23 protein-coding genes are annotated in these 20,607 nt (G+C 72.0%); 11 read left to right on the top strand and 12 right to left on the bottom strand.

Translation table 11 applies throughout. The features are described from left to right. Positions 1-7: 7 nt before the first annotated feature. A complete protein-coding gene (locus VM889_08220) occupies positions 8-1,135 on the bottom strand; it encodes a CaiB/BaiF CoA-transferase family protein (protein HVL48526.1) in 1,128 nt (375 codons plus the stop codon). A gap of 91 nt (positions 1,136-1,226) precedes the next feature. On the opposite strand from VM889_08220, the gene VM889_08215 reads away from it, so the two are divergent. The 3 genes from VM889_08215 to VM889_08205 all read left to right on the top strand — a co-directional run bounded on the left by VM889_08215 (position 1,227) and on the right by VM889_08205 (position 5,025). Further along, the gene (locus VM889_08215; protein HVL48525.1) at positions 1,227-2,999 is read left to right on the top strand and encodes a methylmalonyl-CoA mutase family protein; all 1,773 of its coding nucleotides are present in this window, start codon (positions 1,227-1,229) and stop codon (positions 2,997-2,999) included. Positions 3,000-3,180: 181 nt separating this feature from the next. Next, entirely contained in the window at positions 3,181-4,434 is a 1,254-nt protein-coding gene (locus VM889_08210; GenBank protein HVL48524.1) for a zinc-dependent metalloprotease family protein, read from the top strand. A 54-nt stretch (positions 4,435-4,488) separates the two neighbouring features. Beyond that, entirely contained in the window at positions 4,489-5,025 is a 537-nt protein-coding gene (locus tag VM889_08205; GenBank protein HVL48523.1) for a DUF1684 domain-containing protein, read from the top strand. Here the strand turns inward: VM889_08205 and VM889_08200 are convergent, their stop codons facing one another. Together VM889_08200 and VM889_08195 are read right to left on the bottom strand one after the other, a co-directional pair. Further along, positions 5,026-5,247 (bottom strand): hypothetical protein, encoded by a 222-nt coding sequence (locus VM889_08200; GenBank protein HVL48522.1) that lies wholly within the window; start codon positions 5,245-5,247, stop codon positions 5,026-5,028. A gap of 26 nt (positions 5,248-5,273) precedes the next feature. Beyond that, a complete protein-coding gene (locus tag VM889_08195; GenBank protein ID HVL48521.1) occupies positions 5,274-5,711 on the bottom strand; it encodes an NUDIX domain-containing protein in 438 nt (145 codons plus the stop codon). A 104-nt stretch (positions 5,712-5,815) separates the two neighbouring features. Between VM889_08195 and VM889_08190 the strand changes: the two genes are divergently transcribed. The 3 genes from VM889_08190 to VM889_08180 all read left to right on the top strand — a co-directional run bounded on the left by VM889_08190 (position 5,816) and on the right by VM889_08180 (position 9,676). Continuing rightward, positions 5,816-6,664, top strand: a complete 849-nt coding sequence (locus VM889_08190) for a class I SAM-dependent methyltransferase (protein ID HVL48520.1) — start codon at positions 5,816-5,818, stop codon at positions 6,662-6,664. 43 nt (positions 6,665-6,707) lie between these two features. Continuing rightward, on the top strand, positions 6,708-7,424 hold the full coding sequence (locus tag VM889_08185) for a class I SAM-dependent methyltransferase (protein ID HVL48519.1): 717 nt from the start codon (positions 6,708-6,710) through the stop codon (positions 7,422-7,424). Between the two features lie 68 nt (positions 7,425-7,492). Next, positions 7,493-9,676, top strand: coding sequence for a hypothetical protein (locus tag VM889_08180; protein ID HVL48518.1), 2,184 nt, complete (start codon positions 7,493-7,495; stop codon positions 9,674-9,676). Here VM889_08180 and VM889_08175 read toward each other — a convergent pair. From VM889_08175 to VM889_08165, 3 genes are all read right to left on the bottom strand, one after another. Continuing rightward, entirely contained in the window at positions 9,663-10,589 is a 927-nt protein-coding gene (locus tag VM889_08175) for a site-specific DNA-methyltransferase (protein ID HVL48517.1), read from the bottom strand. The genes VM889_08180 and VM889_08175 overlap by 14 nt on opposite strands. Positions 10,590-10,892: 303 nt before the next feature. Then, positions 10,893-11,066, bottom strand: a complete 174-nt coding sequence (locus VM889_08170; protein ID HVL48516.1) for a hypothetical protein — start codon at positions 11,064-11,066, stop codon at positions 10,893-10,895. 64 nt (positions 11,067-11,130) lie between these two features. After that, positions 11,131-11,904 carry a hypothetical protein gene (locus VM889_08165; protein HVL48515.1) on the bottom strand — a complete coding sequence of 258 codons (774 nt, stop codon included), beginning with the start codon at positions 11,902-11,904 and terminating at the stop codon, positions 11,131-11,133. A gap of 85 nt (positions 11,905-11,989) precedes the next feature. Between VM889_08165 and VM889_08160 the strand changes: the two genes are divergently transcribed. Genes VM889_08160 through VM889_08140 form a run of 5 tightly spaced genes read left to right on the top strand, consistent with a single transcriptional unit; the run spans position 11,990 to position 14,280 of the window. Then, complete coding sequence (locus VM889_08160; protein HVL48514.1) at positions 11,990-12,454, top strand: NUDIX hydrolase; 465 nt, start codon at positions 11,990-11,992, stop codon at positions 12,452-12,454. Beyond that, a complete protein-coding gene (locus tag VM889_08155; GenBank protein ID HVL48513.1) occupies positions 12,337-12,807 on the top strand; it encodes a DUF309 domain-containing protein in 471 nt (156 codons plus the stop codon). The genes VM889_08160 and VM889_08155 overlap by 118 nt, the downstream gene beginning before the upstream one ends. Further along, positions 12,804-13,478 carry a DNA-3-methyladenine glycosylase gene (locus VM889_08150; protein ID HVL48512.1) on the top strand — a complete coding sequence of 225 codons (675 nt, stop codon included), beginning with the start codon at positions 12,804-12,806 and terminating at the stop codon, positions 13,476-13,478. Before VM889_08155 ends, VM889_08150 begins: the two co-directional genes overlap by 4 nt. Then, positions 13,475-13,996, top strand: coding sequence for a class II aldolase/adducin family protein (locus tag VM889_08145; GenBank protein ID HVL48511.1), 522 nt, complete (start codon positions 13,475-13,477; stop codon positions 13,994-13,996). Before VM889_08150 ends, VM889_08145 begins: the two co-directional genes overlap by 4 nt. Next, the gene (locus VM889_08140) at positions 13,993-14,280 is read left to right on the top strand and encodes a MazG nucleotide pyrophosphohydrolase domain-containing protein (protein ID HVL48510.1); all 288 of its coding nucleotides are present in this window, start codon (positions 13,993-13,995) and stop codon (positions 14,278-14,280) included. The genes VM889_08145 and VM889_08140 overlap by 4 nt, the downstream gene beginning before the upstream one ends. Here VM889_08140 and VM889_08135 read toward each other — a convergent pair whose 3' ends face one another. The 6 genes from VM889_08135 to VM889_08110 are packed head-to-tail and all read right to left on the bottom strand — an operon-like array spanning position 14,281 to position 20,531. Beyond that, positions 14,281-15,435 (bottom strand): hypothetical protein, encoded by a 1,155-nt coding sequence (locus VM889_08135; GenBank protein ID HVL48509.1) that lies wholly within the window; start codon positions 15,433-15,435, stop codon positions 14,281-14,283. It abuts the gene before it with no gap. Continuing rightward, positions 15,432-15,989, bottom strand: a complete 558-nt coding sequence (locus VM889_08130) for an isoprenylcysteine carboxylmethyltransferase family protein (GenBank protein ID HVL48508.1) — start codon at positions 15,987-15,989, stop codon at positions 15,432-15,434. The genes VM889_08135 and VM889_08130 overlap by 4 nt, the downstream gene beginning before the upstream one ends. A 4-nt stretch (positions 15,990-15,993) precedes the next feature. Next, a complete protein-coding gene (locus VM889_08125; protein ID HVL48507.1) occupies positions 15,994-17,064 on the bottom strand; it encodes a 3-oxoacyl-[acyl-carrier-protein] synthase III C-terminal domain-containing protein in 1,071 nt (356 codons plus the stop codon). Positions 17,065-17,111: 47 nt separating this feature from the next. Then, on the bottom strand, positions 17,112-18,047 hold the full coding sequence (locus tag VM889_08120; protein ID HVL48506.1) for a hypothetical protein: 936 nt from the start codon (positions 18,045-18,047) through the stop codon (positions 17,112-17,114). After that, entirely contained in the window at positions 18,044-19,759 is a 1,716-nt protein-coding gene (locus VM889_08115) for a helix-hairpin-helix domain-containing protein (GenBank protein ID HVL48505.1), read from the bottom strand. Before VM889_08115 ends, VM889_08120 begins: the two co-directional genes overlap by 4 nt. Continuing rightward, positions 19,740-20,531, bottom strand: a complete 792-nt coding sequence (locus tag VM889_08110; GenBank protein HVL48504.1) for a Ku protein — start codon at positions 20,529-20,531, stop codon at positions 19,740-19,742. The genes VM889_08115 and VM889_08110 overlap by 20 nt, the downstream gene beginning before the upstream one ends. Positions 20,532-20,607 lie beyond the last annotated feature (76 nt).

The raw sequence follows: 20,607 nt of genomic DNA, 5'->3' as shown, positions 1-20,607 counted from the left end.
GGGGCGGCTAAATAGGTTCCCGAAGGGACGCGCGCACGGACGCGCGCGCGAGGAGCCGGTCGAGCGCGACACCCTCGAGGCCCGCCTCCCGGAGGACCTTCTCCGTGTGCTCGCCGAGCGTCGGGGCGCGGCCCCGCGGCGCAAGACCGAGCGGGGCCCCGGGCGACCCGACGCCGCGCGCCCTCGCGTGCGGGTGCGCGAGCGCCTCCCCGGGCGCGAGCACGGGGGTTGCGGGGACGCCCGCGCCCACGAGGAGGTCCACCCAGACGTCGCGCGGCCGCGTCCGGAAGACGGCGGCGACGTCCGCGCGGAACGCGTCCGAGCGGTCGAGGTGGCGCTCGATCCAATCCTCCCGGCCGACCGCGCGCGCGAAGCGCTCCCAGAACTTGCCCTCGAGGGCCGCGAGGGCGACGTGGCCTCCGTCCGAGGCCTCGTACACCCCGTAGGCGGGCAGGGCGCCCGCAAGCTCGCTTTCGCCCAGACGCTGCGCGTCGCCCGCCCGCGCGCGCTCGAGGGCGAGCACGTTCACCGCGACCGCCGCGTCGTAGAGCGCGAGGTCGAGGACACGGCCGCGGCCCGAGCGGTCGCGCTCGCGGAGCGCGGCGAGGATCGCGACGACCGCGTAGAGCGCGCCCGCCATGTCCGCCGTCTGCGCCGCGGGCGGAAGCGGGCGCGCGTCGCCGTTCAGCGCCACGATCCCGGCGAGCGCCTGGTAGTTCAGGTCGTGGCCCGGCGCCTCCGCGAGGGGGCCCGTCGCGCCGTAGCCGCTCATGGACGCGACGACGAGCCGCGGGTTCGCGGCGAGGAGCGCGTCCGGCGCGAGACCGAGGCGCGCGAGGACGCCGGGGCGGAACGACTCGACGAGGACGTCGGCCATCGCGACGAGACGCCGCAGCGCCTCCTGCGCCTCCGGATCCTTGAGGTCGAGCGCGACGGATTCCTTTCCGCGGTTGATCGCGGTGAACGCGTGCCCGTGGCCCTCGACCTCGGGCGGCATCCATCGCGCGTAGTCGCCGAGGTCGGGCTCCTCGATCTTCACGACGCGCGCCCCGAGGTCCGCGAGGAGCTGCGTCGCAAACGGCCCGGGAAGGAGCCGCGTGAGGTCCACCACGAGGAGACCGGCGAGGGGGCGCACGTCCGTCGAACGGGCCGCGCGGCCATGAAAGTACCGCGCCGCGACCCGGGTCGCGGGCAGCTTCAAATACCGAGGCCTGAATCCCCCAGGCATGGCCGCGAAGCGCGCGAGGCCCTCGAAGAAGGCGAAGGCGAAGCCGACGAAGAAGCCCGTCGCGAAGCCGAAGGCCCGCGCCGCGCCGAAGCGCGCCTCGAAGACGCGCTCGCTCGCGTCGCCCGAAGCCCTTGCACGGTGGGAGCGCGAGGTGCTCGAGCCCTTCGCGAAGAAGTCGCCCGAGCGCCAGAAGACGTTCGTCACGACGTCTTCCGCGCCCATCGACCGCCTGTACGGTCCGTGGGACCTCGCGGACTGGGACCCCGCGGAGAAGCTCGGGATGCCGGGCGAGTTCCCCTACACGCGCGGCATCCATCCCACGATGTACCGCGGCCGCCTCTGGACGATGCGGCAGTTCGCGGGCTTCGGCACCGCCGAGGAGACGAACCAGCGCTTCAAGTACCTCCTCTCGCAGGGGCAGACGGGACTCTCGACCGCGTTCGACTTCTGCACGCTCCAGGGCTTCGACTCCGACCACAGCTTCAGCGAGGGAGAGGTCGGGAAGGTCGGCGTCGCGATCGACACGATGGCCGACATGGAGACGCTCTTCGACGGCATCCCGCTCGACGACGTCACCGTCTCGATGACGATCAACGGCCCCGCCGCGATGGTGTGGGCGATGTACCTCGCCGCGGCCGAGAAGCGCGGCTTCCCGCTCGCGAGCCTCGGCGGCACCATCCAGAACGACATCCTGAAGGAATATCAGGCGCAGAAGATGTTCATCTTCCCGCCCGCGCCGAGCCTGAGGCTCGTGCTCGACACCTTCGAGTTCGGGTCGAAGCAGGTGCCGCGCTGGAACACCGTTTCGATCTCGGGCTACCACATCCGCGAGGCCGGCTCGACCGCCGTGCAGGAGCTCGCGTTCACGCTCGCGAACGGCATGACGTACGTGCGCATGGGCAAGGCGCGCGGGATGGACCCCGACGACTTCGCGCCGCGCCTGTCGTTCTTCTTCAACTCGCACAACGACCTCTTCGAGGAGGTCGCGAAGTTCCGCGCCGCGCGCCGCATCTGGGCGGACTTCATGAAGAACGAGATCGGCGCCGAGAACCCGCGCTCGTGGCTCCTGCGCTTCCACACGCAGACCGCGGGCGTCTCGTGCAGCGCCGAGCAGCCCGAGATCAACATCGTCCGCACCGCGGTGCAGGCGCTCGCGGCCGTCCTCGGCGGCACCCAGTCGCTCCACACGAACTCCTTCGACGAGGCGCTCGCGCTCCCGACGGAGAAGGCGGTCCGCATCGCGCTGCGCACCCAGCAGATCCTCGCCCACGAGTCGGGCGTCGCGAACACGATCGACCCCCTCGGCGGGTCCTACTTCGTCGAGGCCCTCACGGACCAGATGGAGGAGGACGCCCGCAAGTACTTCGACCGCATCGAGAAGATCGGCGGCGTCGTCGCGGGCATCGAGAAGGGCTTCTTCCAGAAGGAGATCGCGGACGCCTCCTACCGGTACGTGAAGGAGATCGAGCGCAAGGACCGCGTCATCGTCGGCGTGAACGAGTACCGCATCCCCGAGCCCCCGCCGGAGATCCTCAAGATCGGCCCCGAGCTCGAGGCGAAGCAGCTCCGCAGGCTCCGCGAAACGAAGGCCCGCCGCGACGCGAAGCGCGTCGAGACGGCGCTCAACCGCCTCCAGGCCGCCCAGGAGAAGGAGGGCGAGAACCTCATGCCCCACCTCCTCGAGGCCACCCGCGCCTACGCGACGCTCGGCGAGTTGCGCGCCGCGATGGTCGAGGTCTTCGGCGAGTACCGCGAGCCGAGCATGTTCTGAGCGTCGAACGCGGCTCGCCCGAACCGCGCGTCTCCGCTCGCGCCCGACGAAAGCCCGCCGTCCGCGGCCGGGTCCGCCCGCGGTCGCGCGGACGCTGGGGTCGAGGACGAGGCCCGCCGGCGCCCTCCGTTCAACGACCGGCCGGCAAAGCTCTTGACGGGTCCAAGGCATCACGTCCGCCATGCGCGTCCTCCCGCTCGCCCTCCTCGCCGCCCTCGCCGTCGTCACCGCCGGCTGCCTCAACGCCGCCGTGGCGCCGCCGATCCTCGAGGAGGAGGCCGCCCCGGACCTGCCTTCCGACCTCGCGCCTTTCGCCCCCGCGGTCGAGCTCCGCGCCCTCGCGCGCGAAGCCGCCGCGACGGGCGCGACCGTCAAGATTCCCGCGACCGCGGTCGTCGAGACATTCCCCCTCAGCACGGGCACGGGCCGCGCGCTCGACCTTCCGGTGAAGCTCCGGCCCAGCCCCCTCCTCTCGAACGCGACGTGGGCCGAAGTCGACGGCGTCCGCGTCGCGATGCCGGCGATCGAGGTGTACGAAGGCGAGGTCGAGAACCGTCCCGGCTGGAAGGTCCGCCTCACGACCACGGACCAGTGGACGCGCGGCGTCGTCCTCGCGCCGCGATTCAACGTCCTCGGCATGACGCCCGCGGGCGGCGTCATTCCCTATCTGGTCCGCATCGGCCTCGAAGGCAACGTCCCCTACGGCACGGAGCTCCCCTCCGACAAGCCCGGCGCGGGGCCGACAGTCCGCACGGGCCCCGACGGCGCGTGGATGTTCGACGCGCCGAACTGGCCGCAGCAGGACTGCCTCGAGCTCGTGCCGCCGCACGTCGCGCCCGTCCTCGAGCGCCCGGCCACGCAGAAGGCGATCACCGCGAAGATCGTCCTCGACGGCGATGCGCGCTTTGGCGAGGCGCTCGGGAACCACTCGTTCCCGATGATGATCGCGATGCTCAACGAGGTCGACCCCATCTACGAGCAGGAGGTCGGCATCCGCTTCTCGCTCGTGGGTGCCCACCTGAACACGGACCCGGATTACTACCCGGACCCGAAGAAGGAGGCGCCCCTCACGAAGGCCGCCGAATACTGGAACGGACGCAAGGACGTCGACCGCGACGTCGTGCACGTCTTCACGGGATACCCATCGAACTACGCGATGGCGAACTGCATCGGCGGCGCGGGCATCCCGGACATCGGCTACACGTTCACGCCTCTCGGCTGGGAGATCGACAGCGTCTACTTCCACACGAGCGCGTTCGCGCACGAGCTCGGCCACATCTTCAGCGCGCACCACCACTACGGCAACCACGTGGAAACGGACGGCGGCCTCGCGACCATCATGATCCAGGGCTACACGCCGGGCTTCCGGCCCGTCTTCAGCACGCTCTCGAAGACCGTGATCCGCGGGTGGGCCGAGCAGTACATCAAGGACTGATTCCGCGGCCGCGGGCGCCGAAATCCTCAATGCGGGGGCGGCGCTCGTCCGCGCGTGGACGACGCAACGTCGTGGCGCGCGGACGTCGCGCGCGAGCAGCGGTGGCGCGCCGAGTCCTACCTCGGGCGCAACACGCCCCTCTCGGCCGAGGCGCGGCGCGCGTTCAAGGGACTCGGGTTCTACCCCATCGACCCCCGATTCCGCCTGCGCGACGTGAAGCTTGAGCGCCACGCGCAGCCGAAGCCGGGCAACCTCGGTTCGACCGGCCCCGATGCCGTCGCGATGCTTGAAGTCGGCGTCGTCCGCTTCGCGCTCCTCGGCGAGGCGTGCGCGCTCAAGGTCTTCGCGCCCGCGCCCGGCGAGGCCGCCGAGGACTATCTCCTGATTCCGTTCCGCGACGCGACGAGCGGGGACGGGACGTACGGCGCGGGGCGCTACCTCGACCTCGAGCCGAACGTCGCCGACCGCTACGAGATCGACTTCAACCGCGCATACCACCCGTACTGCGCGCACGACGACGCGTGGAGCTGCACGCTCCCGCCGCCCGACAACCGCCTCCCCGTCAAGGTGGAGGCGGGCGAGCGGCTGTGATCAGCCGCGCTGCGCGCGCCGGCGCTGCATGCCCGCCCAGAGGAGGCCGAGCGCGAGCGAGGCGCCGCCCACGACCATGAACGCGAACGTCGCTTCGCCGGGCACGAGCGCGAAGAGCGCCGTGAACGCCATGACGACCAGCACGAGGACCCCGAAACCGATGAAGAACACGGGTCCGGCCGCGGCAAAGGCGCGGCGTTCGAACTCGCTCGTCCGCTCCATGCGGGGTCCTCGCGGGGCCGCCCGCATCAGGCTTTTCGCGCCTTCGTCGCTTCGAGGGCGAGACGCGCGCACGCCCGCACGTTCGCCGGCATCCCGAGGGCGTCGAGGTCCTTCGCGCCGACCCAGCGGGCGTCCGAGAACGACCCGTCCGAGCGGACGGCGCGCGAGGGGACGCGGCAGGCGAAGTTGAAGTTCAGGTGCAGGCCTTTCGAACCCGCCTCGTGCTCCTCGTAGGCGAGAAGGGCCCCCGGCGTCCCGTCGACGCCGTGGGCGGCGGGAAGGCCGAAGTCGCCTTCGAGGCCCGTCTCCTCGAAAAGCTCGCGCCGCGCGGCCTCGAGCGGCGTCTCGTTGGCCTCGCATTCGCCGCCCACGGGAAGCCACTTCGCGAGGCGCTTGTGGTGGACGAGGAGGACGGCGTCGTCGTGGACGGCGTAGATGCCGACGGAGAAGGCGCGGCGCTGCACGCGGGCCGGCAGCCGGTTCTGCCACATCAAGCTGCGGATGGCCCTGTCGCCCGGCAATTGATATACGGGTGTTCGCCCATGACCGCCATGCGGAGTCGTCAAGGATGCTCGTACCTGTCCGCCTTAGACCTCTCGTGCGGCAAGTGAGAAACGTCGGTTACGACGCCTTTGACTGGGCCGCCCGGGCCACCACCGGTAAATTGGCGTATCCGCGGCGGTCCCTGAGGGAACTCGTCGGCGGCGCGCCAATCTACTCGCACATCGTGACGGGCGAGAGGTTCGCCCTATACCTCAAGACGCTCGCTCGCCTTCGACCGGAGGCCAGCGTGCTGGACACCGGCTGCGGAGTGGGCCGCATGGCCCAGCCTTTGAAGGACTACCTCAGGACTCCTCGCAAGGGTGGCCGAGCGAGCTACACCGGGTTCGATCCGAACGAGAAATGCATCCGGTGGTGCAAGGCGCACATCGAAGCCACCGACCCCGCATTCAGGTTCTATCACGCCGACCTATACCACGAATTATACAACCCGGGCGGTCGCGAGAAGGCTGAATCGTATCGGTTTCCGGTGGGATCGGGCACGGTCGACGTCGCGTTCGCCGGCAGCCTCTATACACATCTCTTCCGCGCGGCAGCCGCTCATTATCTCGCGGAGACAGCGCGCGCGCTGAGGCCCGGCGGGACATTCCTATCGACGTGGTTCCTCCTCAACGAGGAAGTGGAGTCCAGGATCGAAGCGGGCAAGTCAAGGTACCGCTTCGATCACACCATCGAGGACACACGCATCGGGAAACCTGAGAATCCAACGGTGCTCGTCGCGCACGAGGAACGATGGGTGAGAGCCGTCCTCGAACGCGAAGGACTCGTCGTTGAGACGATCCACCCGGGCGACTGGAGCGGATACGGCTCTGCGATTGAACACCACGATTTGGTCGTCGCCGCGAAACCCGAATGAGGGACCGGCAAATCCTACATAGGGACGGCTCGTTGCCCCCTCAATGTCGGACGTCCCTCGAACGGTGACGTGGGTGGACGGCCGCGGCGCGGAGTTCCGCGTCGTCCACGGGCAGCCGAGCGAGACGTTCATGCAGGAGGCCTTCGCGGCGGTGAACGTGGGCGACGTGGTCGCCGACGTTGGCACGGGGTCGGGCGCGGTCGCGCTCGCGGTCGCGAAGCGCGCGGACAAGGTGTGGGCGGTGGACTCGGACGAGGCCGCGCTCGTCGCGGGCGCCCGCGCGGCGAAGAAGCTCGGCCTCCGGAACGTGCAGTTCGTCGCAAGCGACCTCGAGACGGAGCCGTGGCGGGCGTGGGCGCCGAAGCGGCTCGACGTCGTCCTCGCGCACCTCTACCTCACGGGCAACCTCCTCGCGCGCGCCGCGGAGGCGCTTCCCGCGGGCGGGCGGCTCGTCGTCGCCGCGCTCGGGCCCGAGCAATGGGCCGAGACGGGCCACCCGCCGCGCTTCGTCGCGACGCCCGCGGACCTCGCGCGCGACCTCGACCGCGCGGGCTTCGACGTGGAGGCGCTCCACCACGAGCTCGCGATCGTGACGGCGCCCGATTTCGGCGTCCTCGAAAACGCCTACTTCCGCTCCTCGCCCGAGGTCGTCGCGAACTGGAAGGCCTCGGGTCGGTGGGAGGGGCTCCGGAAGTCCTACGAGGCCGGGCACGCGAACCTCACGGAGAGCCGGGTCGTGGCCCGCGGCCGGCGCCGGTGATGAAGGGGTTCGGAACAAAGTATATCGGTATCCACGACGCCTCGGGCCCCGGGAAGGCTATGCGTGGGATGACTCTCGCCCTCGTCCTTGTGCTGCCGGCGCTCGCCGGCTGCGTTCAACTGCCCGTGAACGAACCGCCCGCGAGCGTCCCGTTCAAGGCCGGAACACCCGTGCTCACGATGGATCTCCCGATCCACGTCGTCGCGGTCGGCTTCTCGGCCTTCGACGCGGAGGCCCTGAAGGCGCGCCTCGTCCAGCCCGTCCCGAGCTACCCGCTCATCCGCGCCGACCTCGTGGGCCGCGTCGAGAGCGAGCCGCTCCAGTACAACCTCCGCTACGAGATCCACGAGGCGCCGCCCGCCTTCGCCGAGGCGCTCTTCGCGTTCATGAAGACCGTGTCGAAGGAGGACAAGGTCGACACGTGGCTCATGCAGTACGATCTCAAGCGCGAGAAACCCCTTTGCCAGAAGCAAGACCCCATCGACCTCCCGCGCAACCCGGTCGTGAACCACATCCAGCGCCCGAAGTGCCCGCCGGTCGACCGCATCGACGCCTTTGCGGTCGAGAAGTGGATCGCCGAGAACCGCGCGGCGCACGGCCTCGACTTCGGCAAGCCCGGGCAGACGGTCTTCGTCCTCGATTCGTGGACCCAGGGCCACCTCGCGCAGGACCGCTACCACCAATACGTCGTCGAGGACGGCACCACCGAGGGCGTTCCGGACATGCGCGCCTGGGGCGGCACCCACGACTTCGTCTTCCTCGACCTCGGCGCCGCGCCGAGCCGCGCCGACTTCAGGCCCTGGCTCAACTTCTCGCGCTCCGACATCTCGCTTTGGGATCTCGAGGACCGACCCGTCTGGGACCTCGCGTCGGACCCCGACACGATGTACGACAACCTTGGCCGCAACGTGGTCGACGCGGCCCGCATGCTGTGGGCGCGCTCCCCCATCTATCCCTTCGAGTACGCCGAGAAATACATCCTCCCCATCTACGTGGTCCTCGACACGAACGCCCGCAGCAACGGCAAGGGCCTTCTCTCGAAGATCTCGCCCAACGACTACCGGAAGAACACGGACGGCGCGCTGCTCCTCAAGGCCTACCAGGACATGCTTCCGTGGGCCGAGATCGACCTCCGGCTCACGTTCATCGAGCTGCCGTCGGACGACCCCGGCCTCGGCGCGGCGCTCGAGGACGCGAAATCGCGCTACAACGCCAACGTCGACTTCGGCGTCGTGAAGCGTTACATTCGCCAGAACTGGGAAAAGTACGCTCCGCAGGAACCCGGCGCGATCACGTATCCGAGTTTCGGCTTCATCCTCGACGCGCCCTCGAGCGGCATCTACGCGTACGCCGACGGCGACGAGCATGGCCGGAGCTTCGGCGTCTTCCTTAACATCATGGACTACACGCTCTGTCTCCGCGCGAATCCCTTCTGCACGACGGAGGAGATGTTCGGCAGCGAGAAGACGTGGTGGGCCTGGTGGAACGGCGTGCTCCTCCACGAACTCGGCCACAGCTTCGGCCTCACGCACCCGCACGACACGGGCGGCCTGGACGGCGCCGGGTGGACCACCTACGAGATCAACTGGCTCTGGGACTCGACGTCGAGCATCATGACGTACCGCCACACGATCCCGGCGTTCAACGCGTTCGACAAGGAGCTGCTCCTGCGCGGCCACGCCGTGAACCTCGCGCGCGACGTGAAGGCGCTCGGCGACGCCGCGCCGGCCGATGCGCGCGCCGCGGCCGACCGCGCCCTCGCGCTCGTCGCCTCGGGCAGCTACGCCGACGCGCTCGCGGCCGCCGTCGAGGCGCGCCGGCTTTCGGATGCCGGAAGCCTCGCCGTCGCCGCGGTGGGCGTGCCCGGCACGCCCGTCAAGTTCACGATCGAACTCCCGATGGGCGAAGACCCGGTGGGCGGCGGACCCCGCCTGCCGATCCCGTTCATCCCGGTGAGCGTCGGAGCCGGCTCGCAGTCCAGGACGTTCCCGATCGAGGTCCCGGAGGGCGCGACCGCCGTCCTGATCGAATTCCAGGAAGCCGCCGCGCCCACGCACCGCTTCTGGTCGTCGAGCCTCACGATCCACGCGGAGGATGGGACCTACGTCACGGGCGCGTGGAACAACGCCTACGACAAGCTCGTGCTCGTCGGCCTCGAACGCTGCGGAGGAAGCTGCACGGGCCGCATCACGGCCTGGTCGGGCGTGAACCTGAAGTACGAGGTCACGGTCACGCCGTTCACGGCGGCGTAGGATACCGCGCCTCGAGCCCATCGAGCACGGCGTCCACGTCCGGCGGCCCGGCGAGGCCCGCGCGGAGCGTGGGCTCCAGCTCCTTCGTGATCTCGACGCCGATCGCCTTCCGCCCGAGCGCGCGCGCGACGCGCAGCGTCGTCCCCGTGCCCGCGAACGGGTCGAGGACCGCGTCGCCGAGGAGCGAGAACATGCGCACGAGACGCTCCGCGACCTCGTCCGGCCAGGGCGCGGTGCCCGCCGCGCGACCCGCCTCCTGGCGCGCGCCGCGCACGTCCCACACCTGCGTGAACCACCGGTCGCGCTCCGCCTTGCTCATCGCGCTCGCGTAGCGCAGCGGATCCATCGCGGGGTACTTCCTCGGCGGACCCTTCCGGTAGAGGAGGATGTACTCGCAGTCGAGCGTCACGTACGCGTTCGGCGGGAGGAACCCGGACCCGAGGAACGCGTTGGGCTTGTTCGTGGGCTTCTTCCACAAGATCGGGACAAGGGGATGCAAGCCGAGCGCGTCGAGTCGCCGCGCGACCTCCACGTGGTTCGCGAAGCACCGGAACGCGCCGTCCGCCGTCCGCGTCGCGTCCCCGATGTTGATCGCGAGGATTCCGCCCGGCGCGACGACGCGCGCACACTCCGCCCACACGCGGCCGAGGAGGTCGTGCGCCGCCGCGAAATGCTCGAGCGGCCGCGACGACGGCACGCCCGTCTGCGCCTCGAACGTCGCGTCCCACATCTCGATCATCGGATACGGCGGCGACGTCGCCACGAGCTGCACGGTCGCGTCCGCGAGGGGAAGGCGCGTCGCGCTCCCGAAGAAGACCCCCGGCGCGAGGTCCCGCGCCGCAAGCGCCGCGCGGATCGATCCGCGGTTCGCCCGCAGGAAGGCGCCCGGACCGTTCGCGTCGTGACCCGCCACGGCCTCCCCACGCGGCCGCGCGACATGAGGATGTCGCACGCGGGAGCCCGAGGCCGGGTGCCGGGCGGCGGGACCGGGACGGGCGTCGGGTGCCGGGCGGCGGGACCGGGACCGGGTGCCGGGCGGCGGGACCGGGACCGGGCGTCGGGTGCCGGGCGGCGGGACCGAAACCGGGCGCCGGGCGGCGGGATTCGGGCCCGGGCGTCGGGACGCCGGGTGCCGGGACCGGGCGCCGGGCGCCGGGACCGGGTCCGGGTCCGGGTCCGGGTCCGGGTCAGGGACCGGGTTCGGGACCGGGAGCGTTCAGCGCGTGAAGCGCTTCCACGTCATCCACGGGATCGCGGCCAGCAGGAGGAGCGGCGCCGCGAACACGAACACGACCGCGCTCCCGAGGAGGACGAGCGCCTCGCGGTGGGACAGGTCCCGCGGCTTCTCGTGCGTCTCGCGCGTCTCGTGCTCGTAGGCGAGGGCGCCCATGGACGCCCGTTGGGGCGCCCGTCCTATAGGAGACTTTCCCGAGCGGCCCTCGTCCGCCGGGGACCTACTGCGAATGGCTGTGCACGCGGAAGCGGCCCGTGACCTCGTACGCCATGTCCAGGTCCGCGAGTCCGCGGTTCTCCCAGAGGATCGAGTAGATCTGGCGCTTCGGGGCGGTCCAGGAGCCCTGATGGGCCGTGTATTCGCCCTCCTCGTGCACCGTCGTCTCGCCGTTCTCGTGGCTGTGGATGTTGAAGTAGAAGGCGGTCGCCCCGTCGGTCACCTTCCACGTGTAGTTGAACGTCGCGCCCTCCTCCATGATGAGGTTGACCTCGGCGAACCCGCGCTTCACGACGGTGAGGGTGTCCTTGAGCGTGTTCTCCTGGGGCACGAGGAGCCCGACGCGGGCCGACGTCTGGAACGCGACGTCGAGGGCGCGGTCGGTCGTGACGCGGAGCTTCCACGTGCCCGAAGGCGGCGCGTCCGCGAACGCGAGCGAGCGCTGACCGTCCTTCTCCGGGAAACCCTTCCCGACGGAGTCGCCCTTCGGCGTGACGAGCTCGAGGCGGACGACCGAGACGGGGTTCGGTGTCCACGTCACGGTGGCCTGCACCTCGACGGCGCCCTTCGGGACCTCGAAGGGGAAGTCCTGCGAGAACGGCGTCGCGGGGGTCGCGGTCGCCTTTCCGGAGGCGTTGGTCCACACGTATCGCTCCGTCGCGTGGTCCGTCGCGCCGTCCGGGTGGTGCTCGCCGTCGCCTTCCGCGGCGGGCGAGGACCCGAGACAGCCGGCGAGGACGGCGGGGAGGGCGAGGAGGACGGCGACCCAGGCGCGCATGCGGCGGGCGATTCTCCGGGCGGGGCCATAAACGTGGTGGCGACGTCGCGAAGGGCTTTTCCACGCGACGCGCCCATGCCCGGGCGTGGAACGCCGCCACGTCTCGCCCACGGGCTTCCCGACCCCCGGCCTCGCCGTCGACGGCGCGGTCGTCAAGGGCCGCGAGATCCTTCTCGTGCGCCGCGGGAAGGAGCCGTTCAAGGGCGCCTGGGCCCTCCCGGGGGGGTTCGTCGAGGTGGGGGAATCCACCGAGGACGCCGTCCGCCGCGAGGTCGCGGAGGAGACCGGCCTCCTCACGCGGGTCGCGGGGCTCGTCGGCGTCTACTCGGACCCCGCCCGGGACCCGCGCGGGCACGTCGTGGGCGTCACGTACCTTCTCGCCGTCTCGGGCATCCTCCCCGTTTCGGCCGGCGACGACGCGGACGAGGCGCGCTGGTTCCCCCTCGACGACCCGCCGGAGACGGCCTTCGACCACGCGCGCATCCTCGCCGACGTCCGCGCGCACCTCGAGTCGCACCCGCGCGCGCTCTTCGAGGAGGACTGCGACTGATCCCCGACGCGGTCCGCGACGGCATCCTCGCCTTCAACGAGCGCCGCTACTTCGACGCCCACGAGGCGTGGGAGGAGCACTGGGGCCTCGGCGCCCCCGCGGAACGGTCGCTCATGCTCGGCCTCATCAAGGCCGCCGTCGCGCTCCACCACCTCGAGCGCGGCAACGTCCGCGGCGGCGTGCGCGAGCTGGAGATGGGCCTCCCCCACCTCGTCGAGAATGCCGGGCACTGGCCGTGGCTCGACGTTCCCGCGCTCGTCGCGGACCTCGAAAGCGTCCTCGCGCAGGCGCGGTACTGGGGCGACGCTTTCGCCGAGCACGTCGAATGGCCCGTCCTCGGGGTGCGCGCGTGAAGCCCCGCGACGCGTCGTTCTTCGCGCGCGACGCGGACGTCGTCGCCCGCGCGCTCCTCGGCGACGTCCTCGAGGCGACGCTTCCCGACGGGTCGACGCGGCGCGCCCGCATCGTGGAGACGGAAGCGTATTTCGGGCCGCCCCGCGCGAACGCCGCGCTCGCGCGCCGTCGCGACCACGCGAGCGCGCCGTGGCGGCGCGCCGTCGTCGCGGAAGGCGACGCCGCAAGCCACGCCTTCCGCGGACCGACCCCGCGCGCGGGCATCATGTTCGGGCCGCCCGCGCTCGCCTACGTCTACATTGCGTACGGAATGCACGCGTGCCTCAACGTGGTGACCGGTCGGGCGGGCGACCCGCAGGCCGTGCTCGTCCGCGCGGCCGAGCCGCTCGACGGGGCGCCCGCGCGGGCCGCTTCGGGGCCTGGACGCCTCGCGCGCCACCTGGGCGTCACGCGGCGACTCAACGGGCACGCGCTCGACGCGCCGCCGCTTCGCGTCCTCGCGGGCGAGCCGCCCGAGGCGGTCGCGGTCTCGCGCCGCGTGGGCGTCGCGGCCGCGGTCGACCTCCCCCTGCGCTTCGCCGACGCGGCGAGCCCGGCCGTGACGGCGTTCAGACCGGGCGGAAGGCGGCGAAAGGGCTTTCAGCCGAGGGCGGCCTCGCGGGAAGCGTGACCCGCGCGTTCTTCCTCGGGGGCGAGCCTTCCACGAATCCGCTCACGGGCGACCTCGTCGCGATCGCCCGCGCGCTCGTCGAGACCGGCGTCGGCCACGGCGCGCTCTCCGCGCGCCACGGCCTGCGGGCGACGATCAATGCCGCGGCCGTCCCGCTCGAGGCCCTCCGCGTCGAGCACTTCGTCGAGGTCGCGGACTACGATCCGCACGGCGACCGCCTCATGGTGCTCGGCGCGCACGAGCCGTCCCCGTGGGCGGGGCTCCACGCGCTCCTCTACCGCGCGAAGCGGGAGATCGGCGCCGTCGTCCAGGTCGAGATGCCCTCGTCCGCGCTTCCCTCGGGCCTCGCGACGGTCGCGCGCGGTCGCACGACGCTCGAGGGCGCGCTCGGCGTCCTCGAGGCTCTGCGGACCGCCACCGTCGTGGGCTTCGCGGGCCGCCACGTCGTCGCGACGGGCGCGAACCCGAAGGAGGCCCACGCGGCCGCGCTCGGGGTTCTCGGCGGTGCGTCGCCGTGAAGGTGCGCGAGCTCCAGGCCCGCCTCGCGGACCTCTACCTCGAGAAGGACCGCAGGCGGGGCGTCGAGGGAACGTACCTGTGGCTCGTCGAGGAGGTGGGCGAGCTCTCGGTCGCGATCCGCGACAAGGACTTCTTCGCGACGCGGGAGGAGCTCGCGGACGTGCTCGCGTGGACAGCCTCCGTCGCGAACATCCTGGGCATCGACCTCGAGGACGCGTTCAACGAGAAGTATCCCGACCGGTGCCTGCGCTGCGGCGCGAAGCCGTGCCGTTGTCCCGAATGATCACGCGAACGCGGCCCGCGCAAGCGGCGGGAGCGCGCGAGGATTGAGCGCCGCGAGGGCGAGCACCGCGCGCAGTCGCCGCCACGCGGACGCGTCCGCGAGACCCGCGAAATCGTCGACCGCGAGCGACCGCCCCCGCCACGGCGCGAGCAATCGATCCCAGCCCGCGTCATCGAGCGAGGAGAGCCGCCGCGACGCCAGCCTGAGGGCGCGGTAGCCCGCCTGGTGCTCCCGCATCCACGTCCGTTCGTATTTGCCGAGCGACCGCGCGTCGGTCCGCCCCGAACGCGCGGCCTCGCCCGCGACGCGACCCGCGCGTTCACCCGCGGCAAGCCCCGCTTCGAGACCGCCCTGCCCGCCCGCGCCCCCCGCGACGACGACGCCGTCCGAGACGAGGCGGCGCGGCACCGTGAAGACGGGGTCGGCCGCGACGGCCGTCTCGCGCGCCGCGCGCGCGAGGTCGAGGGGAAGGTCCGAGAGCGCGAGGTCGCGCCCAAGCGCGCGCGGCGCGAGCGCGCGGGCGCGTTCGGCGTCCCCGCGGGCGAACGTCCAGTGGAACGCGACCCCGTCGATCGCGTCGAGCTGGCTCCGACCGCCGGGCGCATGCTCGCCGAAGGTGAGGACGGGGCGATCGAGCGGGGCCTCGCAGGGAAATTCGAGCGCGACGCCCCAGACGAGCGCCCCGGGATCCCGCACGGGCTCGAAGAACCGGCGCGCGAGCGTCCGGGCGCCGTCGGCAAACACGAGGACGCGGCCGCGCGCCTCGAGATCGGGCGCCGAAAGCGTCCGATCCGGGAGGACCTCGAGCCCTTCGACGCCGAAAGCGACCTCGGACCCCGCGCGCTCGGCCTCGGCGAGAAGCTGACCGTCGAAGCGCGCGCGGTCGAGCACGGAAAGCGGGGCCTCGATCGCGAGCGCGTGGCCTGCGGGCGAGCAGATCGTGACGCCCGCGCGTCGCGCGCGCACCGCCTTCGGGTCAGGCCGGGCTTCGGCCGTCCACAGGTGATCGAAGGCGACCGTCGCGGGAGGCGGCCGCGCGTCGACCGACGGCCGCGATTCGACGAGGAGGGTCGAGCCGCCCGCTTTCGCCGACGCCCAGGCGGCGCGGAGACCGGCCGGGCTTGCGCCGACGACGATGACGTCGAACCGCTTCACGCGGGCTGCTCCGGAGCGAGGGGCGCGGGCTCGCGCGCGGACTCCTCGAAGGCGGACTCCTCGAGCCGGATGCGGCCGCGAAGGAGCCACGCCTGCGCCGCGCCCATCGCGAGCGCGGATGCCGGGAGGCCGAACGCGAGGGCGAGGCTCACGGCGCCGAGGGCGACGCCGACGTAGTTCGGGTGTCGCAGTCGGCGGTAGATGCCGCGCTCGATGCGCTTCTCGCCCGGAACGGTCCAGACGCGCGTCGTCCAGCGGTCGCCGAGCGCGTGCATCGCGGCGAAACGGAGGCCTTCGCCCACGAGGAACGCGAGAAGAAGAGGGAGCGTGAGCAGGTGGGGTCCGGCCCACGGGGCGACGACGTGTTCGACGAGCATGAGGACGAGGAAAGCCGCGTGCGACGCGACGATGAGCGGGTACCGGTCGCCGGGGACGAGACGGCCGCCGCGCGCGCGGAGGGCTCGTTCGTGTCGCGATGCGATGAACACCTCGGCGACGCGCTGGAGGGCGATCGCGGCGAGGATCAGCCAGAATGCGGTGGTGGGCGGGCTCATGGTGTCAACCTTCGAGAAGCGCGAGCTCGGATGCGAAGCCCGGGCCGAGCGCGGCGAGAAGCGCGCGCTCGCCCGGCGCGGGCGAGCCCTCGGCGAGGGCCCGCTCGAGGGCGAAGAGGACCGTAGGACTCGACATGTTGCCGTGGGCGGCGAGCACGTCGGAGGCGTGGCGGAGGGCCTTGTCGTCGAGACCGAGGCTCGTCGCGTAGGCGTCGAGGACCTTCGCGCCGCCGGGATGGAGAAGCCAATGATGGATGGTTCGACCGCGCGCGAGCCCCTCGACGAGGGCGGCCATCTCGCGCTGGACGATCGCGGGGATCTCGGGGGAGATCACGACGTCGAGCGTGCGGTCCGTCACGTCCCACCCCATGACGCGCTCGGTCGCGGGGAAGAGATGGGACGCGCCGCCGGCGTGGCGCGGACCGCGCGCGCCCGACGCGTCGCCCGCGACGACGACCGCGGCGCACCCGTCGGCGAACAGGCTCGCCGCGACGAGGTGCTTGCGGTCGACGTCGGCGCGGCCTTCGTTTCCGGCGGCGCTAAAAAGGCTCGGGAGGTCGAATGCGAGCGAGCACAGCTCGAGCGCGACGAGGAGGAAGCGTTCGTCGGGGCGGGCCCGTGCGAGATCCGCCGCGCGGTTCAGCCCCGCGACGCCGCCCGCGCATCCGAGGCCCCACACGGGGAGCCGCACGGCGTCGCGGCGGAACCCGAGACGCTCGGCGAGGCGCGCGTCAAGGCTCGGCGTCGCGAACCCGGTCGTGGAGACGAACAGGATGCCCCCGAGATCCTCAGGGGATAGGCGCGCGCGGCCGAGGGCGCGCGCGGTCGCCTCCGCGGCAAGCGCGAGGCCGACGTCGGCGTAGGCTTTCGCCCGGTCCGCGTGACCATGGTCCTCGAAGTACCATTCGAGGGGCATGGCGAGGGCGCGCTCGCGGATGCGCCCGTTGTCGAACACGTCGAGGAGTCGATCGCCGGCGCCCCGCTCGGCGAAAAGGGACTCCGCGACGGCCTTCGCGCGACGCTGGGAGAGCCTCGTGGGCGGGACCGCGTGGGCGACGGCTTCGACGACGGGCACGAAACTCCTCGCCTCGGGATGACGGTCGCTTCGTATAAGCGATCCCACTACCGCGCCGGAAAGGCACCTTCCACGGTGAGGGACGGGGCATCGAGGTCGGGCCTGAGCCCGGCGTAGCGCGGGGCGCGCAGCCGTCCGTCCCGCGTCCGCTCGAGGAAACGGACGCGCACGACCACCGCCGGACGGAACCAGCGAGCGACGCCCCTGGGCGGATCCGCGAAGGGCGGATCCGCGACGCGGTGCGGCGCGAGGGCGCGTTCGAGCTCCGCGCGCGAGCGCTCGGAGAGGCCCGATCCCACGAGCCCCTGGAACACGAAACTCCCGCCGGAGAAGAGGCCGAGCGCGAGCGCCCCGATGCCGCCCGCGACGCGGCCCGCGCCCTCGGTGGCGCCGCCGACGACGAAATCCGCTTCGCGGACGGCCTTGACCTTGAGCCATGCGCGGCTGCGCTCGCCCGGGCGGTACGGGGCGTCGAGACGCTTCGCCACGACGCCCTCGAACCCGAGGGACACCGCGGCGCGGAAGACCTCGCGCCCGTGCTCCGCGTGAAGTTCGAGCGCGGTCACGCCCGGCGTCGGGAGGAGCGACGCCGCGAGGAGGGCCTTGCGCTCCGCGAGCGGTCGATCGAGGAGCGCCACGCCGTCGCGCTCGAGGACGTCGAAGACGAAGCACGTTACGGCGCCTTCGCCCGCGAGTGTCCGCGCGAAATCGGGTCGACCGAGGTCGTCGAGGACCGCGACCTCCAGATCGAGGACGGCTTCGTCGGGAAGCACGGCGTCGCCGAGGGCCTTCGCGGCCTCGGGAAACCGATCGTCGAGCGGGAGGCCGCGCCGGCTCTTGAGTCGCGCCCGGCCGTCGACGACGCGCGCGAGCGCGCGGAATCCGTCGATCTTCGGCTCGAATCCCCAGAGAGGATCGTCGAAAGGCGCCTTGGCCTCGAGCGCGAGCATCGGCTGGAGGCGCGCGAAATCGAGCGTGCTCACCCCTCCTGCGCGATGCGCGCGGCGCGCGGCGGCCGCGGGAACGGAAGCGGACCGGTCGAGGCGATGTCGCGGGGGCCCGCCCAGCCCCGTCGGGCCTGGACGAGCGCCTCGCGCGCGTTCGGACGCATCTCGGCGGGCGCGCGCGCCCCGCTCGCGAGGATCAAACGGGCCCCGACGCCTCGCGCGAGCCGCACCCGCGGACCGTCGAGGTCGAGTCGGTCGGGTTCCCCCGAGATTTCGAGCAGGACGCCTCGCTCGCGGGCCTCCTCGAAGACCCTCCGGAGATCGATGCCGGCCTCCGTCCGGGTCGAGAGCCGCCGTCCCGAGGGGTGCGCGAGGACGCGGACGCGGGGGTCGGCGAGCGCCTCGACGACACGCGCCGTGAGCTCGGACTTTCCGCCCGCCGCGTCGTCGGGAAGCGCGGCGACGACGAAGTCCGCGCGATCGAGCGCGGCGGCGGGCGCGTCGAGGCTCCCGTCGGGGAGGATGGCGGCTTCGATCCCGTAGGCGATCCCGAATTCGCCGCGTTCGGGCGCGTCGATGCCGTCGAGGAAACGGCTTGCGTTCTCCGGCCCCCATTCGGCGGCGGTGAGGACTGCGGCGAGCCACGCGAGTCCGAGCGCGCGCGATTCCCGCGCGAAATCCGGAACCGTGACCCCCTCCTCCGGCAGAGGAACGCGAACGAGGTCGCCCCGGAGATCCGTCCGCTCCACGAGCCGCGGAAGCGTCCCGCGCTCGGCCGCCTCGATCTCCCCCGTGTACTCCCGGATCTCGGGCGGCATCCATCGAAGGCCGAGCGCGCGGTAGAACGCGGCTTCGTCGGGCGCGGCGATCGGGACGCCGCCCTTGGCGATCGACACGTTCGCGACCTCGAGGCCGATGCGGTTCGCGCGTTCGCGAAGCGCGACGGTGTGCTCGAGCGCGCCCGTGAAATACTGGAGCGCCGGCCCGAACCCCGCCTCGGGCGCGACGACGAGATCGGCGTCGACGCCGTTCTCGAGCAGGACGAGCGTGCGCGTCGCGCCGAGGCTGAAGACGCGGCGGACCACGGGAAGCGAGGCGAACGCGCGCATGACGGGCCGCGGATCCGTCGCGCGCGCGACGAAATCGAGATCGCCGACGAGCGGCTTGCCGCGGCGCACGCTCCCGGTGACGTGGATCTCCTCGACGCCTGGGACCGTCGCGAGGGCGTCCCGGATCGCCTCCGCGAGCGCGCGGGCCTCCGGGAGCGGGATCGAACCCCGGCGCAAGGGCGCGAGGCGGATCGCCTCGCGAAGCGCGGTCGCCTTCCCGGAATCGACGCCCGGCAGTCGTCGACCGTCGTCGAGCGCGCGCGCGAGGTCCGCGACCGTCTCGATGGCCGCCTCCTCCTTGAGGCGCCGCGCGAGCCTGCCGCCCATGCCTTCGAGCGCGACGAGATCGTCGAAGCCCCGTGGAAGCCCCTCGCGGCGGACCTCGTAGGCGGCGACGCGGCCCTCGCGCAGGAACTCCGCGACCTCGTCGGCGATGGAGGCCCCGACGCCCGGGAGCCGTCTCAGGCCGTCGATTCCCTCGCGCGCGAGCAGGTCGTCGGCGCTCTCGCCGAGCGCCCGGAAGGCCTGGGATGCGCGCGTGTACGCGCGGGGACGATAGCGCTCGTACCAGGCGCTCTCGACGTCGGCGTACGAAAGGAGGAACGCCGAGACGGACTCGTTAATGAACGGAACGGGCATGCTCCCCGCTCTCGGCCGACGCGAGCGTCTCGCGCAGCGCCGCGACGAGATCCGCGGTGGGCCGGGGAGCCGCGGGCGCGGCCTCCACGGGAACGGCCCCGCCCGAGATCTTGGCGTCGATGAGGCTGCGGACGCGCGATTCGTAGGAATCCTTGTACTTCGAGGGATCGAATCCTTTCGTCATGCGGCCGACGATCATCTCGGCAAGCTCCTCCTCCTCGTCGCTGATCTCCGCCTGGCTTTCGACCTTCGGCAGATCGGCGACCTCGTCCGCGAACCGGAGGATGTCCGCGAAAAGACCGTCCTCGGTCGCCCGGATCGCGATGAGATGCTCGCGCTCGCGCAGGGTGGCCAGACCGATCGCCGCGCGATTCTCGCGCGCGAGGACGCGCCGGAGCAGCTCGTACACCTTCTCGCCCCCCGCCTGGGGCGTGAGGACGTACGTCCGTTCGTGGTAGACCGGGTCGATCGCGCCCGCGTCGACGAACTCGCGGACGTCGATGAGGCTCGAGGAAGCCGGCGTGATCGCCTCCAGCTCCTCGTCGGTGAGCTCGACGTAGCGCCCGCCGCCGAGGTCCGCGCCGCGCACGATCTCCTCGCTTTCGAGCGCCTTCCCGTCGGCTGAGCAGACGCGCCTGTTCTTCACGGGCGCGTGGTCCTCGGCGTGCAGCAGTCGGAACGAGACCCCCTTCGGGCGCGTGCTCGTGTGCATGCGGACGGGCAGGCTCACGAGGCCGAAGCCCACGCTACCCTTCCAGACGGTCTGGGGCATGCGTTCTCCTCCGACGCGACGCGGGGTGAAGCTTCGCGGACCCCCGTCGGGGGTCCCCCGGCGAGACGGGCGGGGA

The sequence above is a fragment of the Candidatus Thermoplasmatota archaeon genome, from assembly GCA_035540375.1.
GTDB lineage: Archaea > Thermoplasmatota > SW-10-69-26 > JACQPN01 > JAJPHT01 > DATLGO01.
Note: the sequence above shows the minus strand (reverse complement) of the source record. Positions and strands in the feature narration are given on the sequence as shown.